This is a genomic window from Lysobacter sp. DMC97, assembly GCF_056313745.1.
The window spans coordinates 82,030-93,968 of sequence record NZ_JBQUZR010000004.1; the positions used below are offsets into that span (position 1 = coordinate 82,030).

General features: G+C 69.9%; 8 protein-coding genes and 1 pseudogene. 3 read left to right on the plus strand and 6 right to left on the minus strand.

The window, feature by feature from the left end; all coding sequences use genetic code 11:
* Window positions 1–79: 79 nt before the first annotated feature.
* The 4 genes and pseudogenes from ACT53Q_RS09585 to ACT53Q_RS09600 form a co-directional block, all read right to left on the minus strand.
* Complete coding sequence (locus tag ACT53Q_RS09585; protein ID WP_476186427.1) at window positions 80–3,193, minus strand: efflux RND transporter permease subunit; 3,114 nt, start codon at window positions 3,191–3,193, stop codon at window positions 80–82.
* Complete coding sequence (locus tag ACT53Q_RS09590; RefSeq protein WP_476186828.1) at window positions 3,190–5,124, minus strand: efflux RND transporter permease subunit; 1,935 nt, start codon at window positions 5,122–5,124, stop codon at window positions 3,190–3,192. Before ACT53Q_RS09590 ends, ACT53Q_RS09585 begins: the two co-directional genes overlap by 4 nt.
* A 15-nt stretch (window positions 5,125–5,139) precedes the next feature.
* A pseudogene (locus ACT53Q_RS09595) lies at window positions 5,140–6,669 on the minus strand (efflux RND transporter permease subunit); the annotation flags it as partial.
* Between the two features lie 86 nt (window positions 6,670–6,755).
* A complete protein-coding gene (locus ACT53Q_RS09600) occupies window positions 6,756–7,919 on the minus strand; it encodes an efflux RND transporter periplasmic adaptor subunit (protein WP_476186428.1) in 1,164 nt (387 codons plus the stop codon).
* Window positions 7,920–8,171: 252 nt separating this feature from the next.
* Between ACT53Q_RS09600 and ACT53Q_RS09605 the strand changes: the two genes are divergently transcribed.
* Window positions 8,172–8,513 (plus strand): c-type cytochrome, encoded by a 342-nt coding sequence (locus tag ACT53Q_RS09605; RefSeq protein ID WP_476186429.1) that lies wholly within the window; start codon window positions 8,172–8,174, stop codon window positions 8,511–8,513.
* Between the two features lie 10 nt (window positions 8,514–8,523).
* The gene (locus tag ACT53Q_RS09610; RefSeq protein WP_476186430.1) at window positions 8,524–8,973 is read left to right on the plus strand and encodes a c-type cytochrome; all 450 of its coding nucleotides are present in this window, start codon (window positions 8,524–8,526) and stop codon (window positions 8,971–8,973) included.
* 120 nt (window positions 8,974–9,093) lie between these two features.
* On the opposite strand, the gene ACT53Q_RS09615 is transcribed toward ACT53Q_RS09610, so the two are convergent.
* The gene (locus ACT53Q_RS09615) at window positions 9,094–10,863 is read right to left on the minus strand and encodes a hypothetical protein (RefSeq protein ID WP_476186431.1); all 1,770 of its coding nucleotides are present in this window, start codon (window positions 10,861–10,863) and stop codon (window positions 9,094–9,096) included.
* Between the two features lie 16 nt (window positions 10,864–10,879).
* Window positions 10,880–11,473, minus strand: coding sequence for an NfuA family Fe-S biogenesis protein (locus tag ACT53Q_RS09620; protein WP_476186432.1), 594 nt, complete (start codon window positions 11,471–11,473; stop codon window positions 10,880–10,882).
* A 96-nt stretch (window positions 11,474–11,569) separates the two neighbouring features.
* Here ACT53Q_RS09620 and ACT53Q_RS09625 point away from each other — a divergent pair, with 96 nt between their 5' ends.
* On the plus strand, window positions 11,570–11,911 hold the full coding sequence (locus ACT53Q_RS09625) for a 4a-hydroxytetrahydrobiopterin dehydratase (protein ID WP_476186433.1): 342 nt from the start codon (window positions 11,570–11,572) through the stop codon (window positions 11,909–11,911).
* The last annotated feature ends 28 nt before the right edge of the window (window positions 11,912–11,939 follow it).

Consider the following 11,939-nt stretch of genomic DNA (forward strand, 5'->3'; position numbering starts at 1 on the left):
GCTCGATCCGGGGTCGATCGCTCGCGATCGCCCGACGCAACCGCGCCCCGCATCCACGCGGGGCCCGATCCGGAAGGCCTCACTCGGCCGACAGCGCCGTCACCGTGGCGGCGGACACCGGCTGTTCCACCGGCTTGCCGCGCGCACGGCGCAGGATGCGCGCCGTGCCGGTGCTCAGGTCGTCCAGCACCGCGTAGATCGTCGGCAGGAACAGCAGGCTGACCACGGTCGAGAACGCGAGGCCGCCGGCGATCGCGCGCGCCATCGGGAAGTACGGCGGGCCGCCGGCCATCTTGGTCTGGCCCAGCGCGATCGGCACCATCGCCAGGATCGCCGTGCCCATCGTCATCATGATCGGCCGCAGGCGCTCACGGCTGCCCTCGACCAGCGCATCGGTGCGCGACATGCCGCGTCGTCGCAGGTTGTTGATGTGCTCGACCATCACGATGCCGTTGTTCACCACCACGCCCATCAGCACGAGGATGCCGATGAAGGCCATCACGTTGAACTGGGTCTGGGTGATGAAGAACAGCCAGAACACGCCGAAGATCGAGAACAGCACGCCGCTCATGATCGCCGCCGGGAACAGCAGCGACTCGAACACCGACGCCATGACCACGTAGATCATGACCAGCGCGATGACGAGGTTCATCATCATCTGCCCCGCCGCCTCGGCGTCTTCCTGGAAGCCGCTGCCGTCGAAGGTGTAGGTGTAGCCGGCCGGGAACGGGAATTCCTTCAGCGTCTCTTCCATCGCCTCGCGCGCCTTCGGCATGGGGACGCCGTCGGCGAGGTTGGCCTGGATCGCGAGCGTGGTCTGCCGGTTCGAGCGCTGGACTTCGGACGCCGACGCGCCGGTGCGGGCATCCACCATCGCCAGCAGCGGCACCATCGTGCCGTCGGGCGCGCGCACCGAGAAACTGCCGATGTCCTCGACGCCGTAGTGCTCGGCGCCCTCGAAGCGGATCCACACCGGCACCTCGTTGGCGCCCTGGCGGAATTCGCGCAACGGCGCGCCACGCAGTGCCAGGCCGACGAACTGCGACACCTGTTGCGCGCTGAAGCCGAACGACGCGGCACGCTCGCGATCGACCTGGATCGACAGCTCGGTGTTCTGGTCGCCGGTGTTCACGCGCACGTCGCGCAGTTCCTTGCGCCGCGCCATGAGCGGCACGACCTCGTTGGCCAGTTCCTTCAGCTGCTGCGAGGAATCGCCGACCAGTTGCACCTGCACGTTCTGCTCCAGTCCGGTGCCGCCGCCGGGCCCGTCCTGGTTGCCGATGCCCAGCTTGGCGCGCGCGGACTTCGGCAGCGCGGCGCGCAGGTCCTCGGTGAGCTGCTTGGTCTCCGCCGGACGCGCCGTGTCGAACTTGACCTGGGTGCCGCCCCAGCCCTGCTCGCTGTAGAACGAGTAGATCTGCACGATGTGGAAGCGCTTGCGGTTGGCTTCGAGGAACTTCTCGACCTTCAGCACCTCGTCGGACATCTGCTGCTTGGTGTAGGCGCCGTTCCACTGGTAATAGATGTTCGCCTCGTCGCCGTCGTCGCCGCCGAACATGTTGGTGTTCTGCACGACCGAGAACGCGGGCAGCAGGCTCACCAGCACGATCAGCGCGATGCCGAGCAGGCTGAGGCCACGGTGATCCAGCGTCCAGCGCAGGAAGCGCGCGTAGCGGCGCTGCAGGCGCGGGATCAGGCCGCGCTCGTCGCGCACCGTCGGCGGCGTCTTCAGCCGCGCCGACAGCATCGGGATCAGGCTCACCGCGACCAGCCACGACGCCAGCAACGAAACCGAGATAGTGATCGCGAGCTGCGACAGGAAGATGCTGAGGATGTTGCGCTCGCTGAACAGCGTCGGCACGAACACGAAGCAGTGGCACAGCGTGCCAGCGGACAGCGCGATGGCGACGTTGCGGGTGCCCAGCAGCGACGCCAGCCGCGGCTGGTCGGGGTAGCGCTCGCGCTCCTGGTAGATGCTCTCGACCACCACGACGGCGTTGTCGACCAGCATGCCCACCGCCAGCAGCAGCCCCATCATCGTCAGGATGTTGAGGGTGACGCCGGCGAAGTACATGAAGCCGAGGGTCATCACGAAGCAGATCGGGATGGCCGTGGTGACCATCAGCGTCGACGGCCAGTGGCGCAGGAAGAAGTACAGCACGATCACCGACAGCAGCAGGCCGACGAGACCGGCCTCGGCCAGCTCCATCAGCGAACCGGTGACGGTCGCGCCTTGATCGTCGACCACCTTGACCTGGACGCCGTTGAGCGCCGGGTCCTTGGAGATGTCGTCGACGGCGGCCAGCACCGACTTCGACACCTCCACCAGGTTGGCGCCGCGCTCCTTGAAGACGTCCAGCCCGACCGCCGGCTGGCCGTCGAGGCGGCGTCCGTAGTCGATGCGCGCCGGCTGCAGGCGCACGTCGGCGACGTCGCCGAGCCGCGTGCCCTTGCCGTCGATCACCATATCGCGGTACTGCTGGAGGTTGTCGATCTCGCCGACCGGCTGCACGCGCAGCCGCTTGCCGCCGTCGTCGATCTGGCCGGCCGACACCGAGAAGTTCGCCGAGGACAGCCGCGTGTTCAGTTCGTTCAGGCCGATGCCGTGCGCATTGAGGCGATCCGGCGAGATCGCGATCTCGACCTCGTTCGGCGGCGCACCGAGGATGTCGACGCGGGCGACGCCCGGGAGGCGCTCGAGCTTGCGCTTGAACTCGCGATCGATCAGCGCGTACTCGCGGGTCATGTCGCGGTTGCTGGCGAGGCGGACCTTCAGCACCGGCTGGTCGCTGGAGCTGAACTTCATGACGAAGTAGCGCTGCAGGTCGTCCGGCAGGTCGTCGCGGATGGCGTCGATGCGCTCGCGCGCCTCGGACGCGGCGATCGACACGTCGCGCCCCCAGTCCGAGAACTGGATGAACATCGTCGCGCCATCCGCGCGCGCGTTGCCGTCCATGCGCTTGATGCCGCTCATGGTCGAGACCGCTTCCTCGACCGGGCGCAGCACCGTGCGCTCCACCTCGTCGGGCGTCGAACCCGAATACGGCAGCTGCAGGAAGATGCCCGGGAACGTGACCGAGGGCAGTGCCTCCAGCGGCAGCCGCACTGCCGCGATCAGACCGATCACGAACAGCGACACGAACATCATCACCGTGGTGACGGGGCGCTTGATGCTGAACTCGGCGACGCTCACGGCGTGTGGCCTCCGGTGCGTGGTTCACCATCGACGTTCATGCCGTCGGCGCCGTCGAGGTCGGTGCTGTCGAAACCGGCGTCGTCGAAGTCGGTGACGTGCTTCGCCCGCGCACGGCGGCCGCGCGCGATGTAGTCGGCGTCCGGGCGGCGATCGAGCAGGTCGTACACGACCGGGATCACCACCAGCGTCAGCAGCGTCGACACCAGCAGGCCGCCGATGACCGTGATCGCCATCGGCGAACGCACTTCCGCGCCCTCGCCGAAGGCCAGCGCCAGCGGCAGGAAGCCGAACAGCGTGCACAGCGTGGTCATCATGATCGGCCGCAGGCGCGAACGCGCGCCCTCCACCAGCGCCTCGCGCTTGGGCATGCCCGCCTCGCGCGCCTGGTTGACCTTGTCGATCAGGATGATCGCGTTCTTCACCACCAGACCGACCAGCAGGATCAGGCCGATGAACACCACCACCGACACCGTCGAACGCGTGATCAGCAGCGCGAGGATCGCACCGACCAGCGCCAGCGGGATGGTGAACAGGATGACGAACGGATGCAGCAGCGATTCGAACTGCGAGGCCATCACCAGGTAGACGAGGAAGATCGCCAGCCCGAACGCGAACAGCAGCGAACGCAGCGACTGCGACAGTTCCTCGCCCTGGCCGCCGATGTGCAGGCCGATGCCCGGGCCGAGGGCGCTGGAGGTCTTCGCGTCCTCCGCGACCATCGTCGACACTTCGCGCACCGCGGTGCCGAGGTCGATGTCGCGCAGGTTGGCCGAGACGATCGCCACCCGCACCTGGTCGGCGCGGTGGATCTCGCTGGGGCCGGTGGTGGCGACCACGTCGGCCACCGAATCCAGCGTCACCGGATTGGCGCTGCCCGGGTTCACGATCAGGCGGCGGATGTCGTCGACCGTCGCGCGATCGTGTTCGCTGGCGCGCACCAGCACGTCGATCTTGCGGCTGCGGAAGCTGTAGCGCGTGGCGACGTCGCCGCGCACCTTCTTCACCACGACGTCGGCGATCTGCCGCGTGGTGAGGCCCAGCGCACCGGCGCGTTCCTGGTCGAAGTGGATCTGGATCTCGGGGAAGCCCTGCTCCACCGTCGACTTCACGTCGGCGTAGTGCGGGTTGGCGCGCAGCAGCCCCGCCATCCGCCGTCCGGCGCGTTCGATGTCCTCCAGCTCGTCGCCGCGCAGTTCGATTTCCAGCGGCATCGAGAAACTGAACAGCTGCGGGCGGCTGAAATCGACCTGGGTGCCGGCGTAGCGCGAGACCGAGGCGCGCAGGCCGTCCATGAGTTCGGACTCGCGCTCGCGATCGCCGCTCTTGTCCATCACCACGGTCAGCTTGCCGATGTTCTCGCCGCTCTCGGTCGGGCTGGCGTCCAGCCGCGTGCCGCTGCCGCTCACGCCGTACAGCGTGCGCACGCCGCCGTCCTTCGCATGCGCCTGCTGCAGCTCGCGCACGACGCGGTCGGTGTCGCGCAACGGCGTGCCGGGCGGCAGGCGCACGGTCATGTCGAAGCGGTCCTGCGCCAGTTGCGGGATGAGGTCGCTGCCGAGCATCGGCACCGCCAGCAGGCTGGCGCCGAACGCGGCCGCGGCCAGCACCAGCACCAGCGCGGGACGCTGCATGGCGCCGGGCAGCAGCCGCAGGTACGCGGCTTCGAGCCGGTGGTACGGCGCCATCGCCAGATCGCTGAGGCCGCGCATGATCGGGCCGACCACGCGGCCGATCCCGCGCCAGATGCGCACGCCGACCCACGCCACGCCGAAGGCGCTCTCGCGTCCGGCGATGCCCAGGCCGCGCCCGGTCGCCGCCAGCGGCTTCTGCCAGCTGCGCTCGGGATGCCAGTCGGGATGCGGCGCCTCTTCCTCGAACGCCATCGGCGCGCGGTCGCGCAGGCCGCTGAGCATCGGGATCAGCGTCATCGACACGACCAGCGAGATGCCGATCGCGGTGGCGACGGTGAGCGCCTGGTCGCGGAACAGTTCGCCGGCGATGCCCTGCACGAACACCAGCGGCAGGAACACCGCCATCGTGGTCAGCGTGGACGCGACCACCGCCATGCCCACTTCGCGGGTGCCTTCGATCGCCGCTTCCAGCACGCCCAGCCCGCGTTCGCGCGCCTTGGCGATGCTTTCCAGCACCACGATCGAGTCGTCCACCACCAGGCCCGTGGCCAGCGCGAGGCCGCCCAGCGACATGACGTTGAGGCTCAGGCCGAAGCGGCCCATGAAGAAGAACGTCGCGACGATCGACGCCGGCAGCGACAGCGCAATGACGAACGTGCTCCAGCCATCACGCAGGAACAGGAAGATGATCAGCACCGCGAGCAGGCCGCCCACGACCGCGTCGACCTTCACGTCGTGGATCGCGTTGCGGATGAACTGCGACTGGTCGTCGACCACGGTCAGCTCGATGCCGGCCGGGATTTCCTTCTTGATGGCTTCGAGCCGCTTGGCGAGCGCGTCCGCGGTGGCGACGGTGTTGGCGTCGCCTTCCTTGTAGATCGCCAGTTCGACCGCCTCGCGGCCGTCGAGACGGATGATCGCCTCGCGTTCCTTGTGGCCCTGCACGACGTCGGCGACGTCCTTCAGGCGCACCGGCAGGCCGCCGGCGGGCGTGCTGTTGCCCGAGGACGCACTGCGCACGGAACTCGCGGCGGCGATCGCTTCCGGCGAACCGGTGGTGGCGGCGATCGCCATCATCTGCTGCGCGGCGCTGCTGGCGGCGTTGTTGCCGGCGGTGCGCGTGGTCAGCAGCATCTCGCGCATCTCGTCGACGTTCGCGAACTGGTTGACCGTGCGCACGAGGTAGCGCTGGCTGCCCTCTTCGAGGCGGCCACCGGAGATGTTGACGTTCTCCTGCTGCAGGCGGTCGATGACGGTGTCGATCGACAGCCCCAGCTGCGCGAGCTTCTGCTGGTCGATCTCGACCTGCACCTCGTCCTCGAGGCCGCCGCCGACCTTCACCGCGGCCACGCCGTCGACCGGTTCGAGCTTCTTCTTCAGGTCTTCGTCGGCGAAGCGGCGCAGCTCGGCCAGATCGCGCTGGGCGCGGGCGCTCTCCGCGGTCGCGGGCGCGGCCTTGCCCGACAGCACGAGGCGCATGATCGGCTCGGTCGAGGGATTGAAGCGCAGCAGCACCGGCGCCTTGGCTTCCAGCGGCAGTTGCAGCGATTCGATCTTGTCGCGCACCTCCAGGCTGGCCTGGTCCATGTCGGTGCCCCAGGCGAACTCCAGCACCACGTCGCTCTGCCCGGTGCGGGAGACCGACTTGAGCTTGCGCAGGCCCTTCACCACGCCCAGCGCTTCCTCCACCGGCTGGGTGATCAGCGTCTCGACCTCGGCCGGCGCGGCGCCGGTGTACTCGGTGCGGATGGTGAGCGTGGGATAGCTGAGGTCCGGCAGCAGGTTCACCTTCAGGCTCGACAGCGCGAGGCTGCCGAACAGGAACATGGTCAGCCAGAACATCGCGACGGTGACGCGGCGGCGGGTCGAGAAGGCGACCAGTCCGCCGCCTCCGCCCGGGGCCGGCGACGGTTCGGGGATGTGCGCGCTCACGACTTGGCGTCCGCCGGCTTCGCGGCCGCGGGCTTGGTGTCCGCCGCCTTCGGCACGGGATCGCCGAGCACCTGGATCTTCGTGCCTTCGCGCAGCGCCACCTTGCCGGCGGTCACGACGCGATCACCCGGCTGCAGGCCGCTGCGCACTTCCACCCACGGACCGTCGTAATAGCCCAGCTTCACCGACACGCGCGCCGCCTTGCCGCCGCGGACGACGTACACCGCGGGATCGTCCTCGTCCTCCAGCAGCGCGTTGCGCGGGATGGTCAGGGCGTCGGCGCGCTGGTCGTAGTCGATCTTCATGCGCCCGAACATGCCCGGCTGCAGCAGGCCGCCGCTGTCGAAAGCGCAGATCACGCGGAACGTGCCGCTGCCGGAATCGACCACCGGCGCGACGCGATCGACGCGACCCACGAACGGATGCCCCGGCAGCGCGTCGACGCCCAGTTGCACCGGCAGGCCGGGCTTGAGCGTCGCCAGTTCGCGCTCGGGCACGTTGAGCGTGGCCTCCAGTCGCGAGGTGTCGACGATGCGGAAGATCGGCGTGTTGATCTGGACGAAGTTGCCGGGCTTGATCGAGCGCTCGGCGATCACGCCGGAGATCGGCGCGACGACGTTGGCGTAGGACAGTTCGAGCCGGGCCATGCGATGCACGGCGCGGGCGTTTTCCAGGTCGAACTTCAGCTGGTCGAAGTCGTTGGCGCTGAGCAACTGCTGCGAAGCGAGCTGGCGCGAGCGGTTGTAGTTGGCCTCGAGCTTCCGCAGCTGGGCCTCGGACTGCGCGGCCTGCAGCTCGGCGCGGGCCGAATCCAGCCGCACCAGCACCTGCCCGGCGCGGACCTGCTGGCCGACTTCGGCCATCACCTGCAGCGCGACGCCGGAGGTTTTGGCGACCACCTGCGACTCGGCGCGCGCTTCCAGCGCCGCCGTGCCGGCGTAGCTGGCGGCGATCGGCCGACGGCTGACCGCCATCGCCTCGACCGGCACCGCTTCCTCGACGGCCGGCTTGTCCTTGTCGCCGGCCTTGGCATCGCCGTCCTTCTGTCCGCAGCCGACCAGCGCGAGGCAGCCCAGCAGGGCCCCCCAGCCGGCGATGCGTGCGAGCGACGGCGCGCGGGCCGGTGTGGCGGGGAATCGGAACAGGGAATCGGTGGACATGGGAGGTGGGGGGATGTCGTGAGGTGTTGTATCAAGGTATATCACCCCGTTCAGGAGCGCCATCGGCCAGAGGTCATGGTGATATGACGCATGCGATCGAAGCCCCACGCGACGGCCGGCGATGACACTGACTGCGTCGCATTAGCGAGTCAGGCTATACTGTCCCGATTGCGCGACCGTCCGGGCCGGGGACACGGAATCCGTCGACGCGCGCCGCACATCTCGCCCAGACCGACGCACACGACGCCCGACATGACCCGATCGACGATCCGTATTCCGCTGCTCGCCGGTGGCCTCGCCCTCCTCGCTGCACTCCCGGCGTTCGCACAGACGCCCGCGGGTTCCGCCGAGCGCGGCAAGCAACTGACCTACACCTGCCAGGGCTGCCATGGCGTCACCGGCTACAAGAACGCCTACCCGGCGTACAGCGTGCCGAAGATCACCGGCCAGAGCGCCGACTACCTCGCCGCCGCCCTCAACGAATACCGCAGCGGCGGGCGCAAGCATCCGACCATGCGCGCCCAGGCGCAGAGTTTCTCGGAGCAGGACATCGCCGACATCGCCGCCTACCTTTCGAGCCTGAAGAAGAATTGAGCGACGCCCCATGACGAAGCGCATCTCCACCCTCGCCCTCGCCCTGGCCATCGGCGCCACGCTCGCCGCCTGCGGCAAGTCCGAACCCGCCGCCGAAGCCGGCGCGGCCGCGGAACACGAAATCAAGCACATCGGCGCCTTCGACGGTGACGCCGGCCGCGGCGAGCGCCTCGCCGTCGACAAGGATCTCGCCGGCAACGGCCAGGCCTGCGTCGACTGCCACGGCCCGGGCGGCGCCAAGCCGATCGCCCCGACCTACCCGGTCCTCGCCGGCCAGTACCAGGACTACCTGTTCCAGGCCCTCCACGAGTATCGCGACGGCGAGCGCGAGCAGGTGCTGATGAACAACCAGATCCAGGGCGCGGTCAAGGCCAAGAAGCTCGACGATCAGGGCATCGCCGACCTCGCGGCCTACTTCGCCGCGCAGAACGGCCCGCTCGGCGACCTGTCCGACCGGTAAGCCGCGCGCCCGCCGTCCGGCTTGCCGGACGCGGAAGCACAGACGAAGACGGGAGCCGCAGGGCTCCCGTCTTTTTTCATGTCCGTCGTCGCGGTGCGAACCACTGCGGCGCCGGCAGGCTCATGGCGTCCCGGGCGTCGATCCCGGCGGCGTGCCGGTCGGCGCGGGCGCGGGCGTCACGGTCTGCCCCGGGCGCGCCAGACTGTCCTTCGCTTCCTGCAGTGCCGGCTTGAACGGCACGTCCGGCGGCGGTCGCGCGATCGCCTCCTGGTCCTGCATGTTCGGATCCTCGATGGTGCATCCCCCGCCCGCCTGCAGCAGCGAAACGGCGCACATGATCCGCTTGGTCGTGCCCGGGATCGGGATCGCCACCGTGCGGACGCCGCGGCGCACCCATTCCTCCAGCAGCGTCTCGCGCGGCATCCAGAACTTGTCGAACCGCGACGGCGTGTAATCCAGCGGCGGCCGCTTCAGCCACGTGCCCATGCGGTCGATCTTCTCGAAATCCTCGATCACCGTGCCCGGCGGCAGGCCACCGCCGACGTCGCGGCCGTTGCCCGGCAGGCGGGCGCTGCCGTCGCTGTTGAGCAAGCCGCTGGATCGCCCGGCGGTGGCGTTGCCGGGGACGTTGCGGTTGGAGGCACCCCAGTCGTCGCTGCGCACCTGCGCCGGGGCGGCGCCGGGACGCGGCGACGGCGACGGACCGACACCCGCGGTGGCATTCGCGGCCGGGCGGGCATTGCCGGTGGCGGGTCGCGGCGTGCCGCCGGTGGTGGGCGACGGCGTCGGCGCCGGCCCGGTCGTGCGTACCGGCGTGCTCGCGGTACTGGTGCCCGCCGTCGCGGCAGGCGTGGCCGCCGGCACCGGCGCGGGCGCAGGCGGCGCACGCAGCTGCACCTCGCGCGGTGCCGTGCGCAGCGCGGGCATGCGCAACTGCGGCGCAGTGGTCGGCAGCGCCGGGGCCGTGCGGGCGACGATCGGCGTGGTCTCGCGCTGGGTCTCGACCTCGACGACCTGCGTCCGCAGGCGCGGCACGGTCGGCTGGACGGTCAGCGTCGGCACCGGGCGATCCAGCGCCTGCACCGACGTGCGTGCCTCGAAGGTTTCGACGTCGGTCGGACGCGCCGCCACCTTCGGCACCTGCGGCTGCAATTGCGGCAAGGTCGGCGACAGCACCGGCGGCGTGGGCGGCGGCAGGGTGAAATCGCTGTCCGGCTGCGGCGTCTGGGTGACGGTCAGCGGCTGCTCGACGGCCGTCGGCGGCGCGGTGTCGCCGGGCGGTGCCGACGCGGCTTCAGGGGGTACGGCCGCCGCCGGTGGCGTCGCGGTCGCGACGGCCGATGCGTTCTCGGCCGTGGTCGCGGCGGAGGAAGACGCGGCCGCGGCGGCAGCCGGCGCCGGCTGTTCGCCGGTGGCCGGTGCGCCGCCGGTGTCGGGGGACGGCGTGCCTTCGCCGATGAATTCGATGATCGTCGCCTCACCTTCCTGCGCGGCTTCGGGCGGCGCGTCGCCGAGCTGGACCACGCCGATCCAGAACAGCAGCCCGGCGAACACGATGTGCAGCAGCGCCGAGAACACGATGGCGAAGCGGCGGGTCCGGCGCTGGTCGCGCGGCGCACGTTCCCACTGCTGCCGCAGCAGATGTCGCCACGCCTGGGTGCGCGTCAGCGGCGGCGTCGCCCTCGGCGGCGGCGCCGGCGGCCGGGCGGCCAGCAGCGCGACGATCTCGGTCATCGGCGCGCCGACCACGGCACCGGCGCGTTCGCGCATCGACAGGAACCACGTCCGCCACGTCGGCGGGAATTCGCCGAACGGCCGATCGGCATGCAGCGGGAAACGCCGCCCGCCGCGGGACTGGAGCGCTTCGATCAGTTCCCCGGCGGAGAACACGCGCAGGCCGGGCCGGTCAGGTCGACGAACGCGCGATGTAGGGCGCCGTTCCGCTGGCATGGTCGGTCGCGTCCCGCACCGCGGTCACGCCCGGCACTTTCTCCAGCAGGGTCTTCTCGATGCCCTGCTTCAGGGTCACGTCGGCCATGCCGCAGCCGTGGCAACCGCCGCCGAACCCGAGGATCACCACGCCGTCGGCGGTGACCTCCTGCACGCTGACGTGGCCGCGATGCTGGGCGAGCTGGGGATTGATCTCGTGTTCGACCACCCACTGCACGCGTTCGACCAGCGAGGCCGAGGCATCCGGCGCGGCGCCCTTGATCTTCGGCGCGCGGATCTGCAACTGGCCGCCGGTGGCCTGCTGGGTGTAGTCGATCTCGGCCCCGTCCAGATAGCGCACGCTGCCGGCATCGAGCCACAGCGTGAAGCCCTCGCAGTCCACCGCCCATTCGTCGCCCTGCAGGTCGCCGGGTTCGGCGAACTCGAGGCGCACGTCGGCGGTGGGCGTGCCCGGGTGGACCGCACTGAGGCGCACACCGAGGCCCGGCAGGGCCTCGCGTTCGATCAGGCGACGGAAGTGCGACTGCGCGGATTCGGAAATCTGGATCATCCGGCTATTCTAGCGGCCCGTCCGGCGTGCGCTCGTCAGGGTTTCGTTACGCCGACGGAACAGTGTTCAGCTTCCCCGCATCGCAAGGAGTCGCCCGTGTCCGACCTCATTCCCCTCGCCCAGGCCCACTGCGTGCCGCGCCGCGGCCACGAGCACCGCCTCCCGCCGGCGCAGGTCGCCGAACTGATGCCGCAGCTGCCCGGCTGGGAACTGGCGGAACACGGCCACGCGCTGGTGAAGACCTTCCCCTTCCCCGACTACCACCGCACGATGGCGTTCGTGAATGCGCTGGCCTACATCGCCCATCGCGAAGACCACCATCCCGATCTCGGCGTGCACTACGACCGCTGCGTGGTGCGCTTCTCGACCCACGACGTCGGCGGACTGAGCGAGAACGACTTCATCTGCGCGGCGAAGGCGGAAGCGCTGGCGGGCTGATTCCCCGCCGGGAATGCGCTCTCGAGAA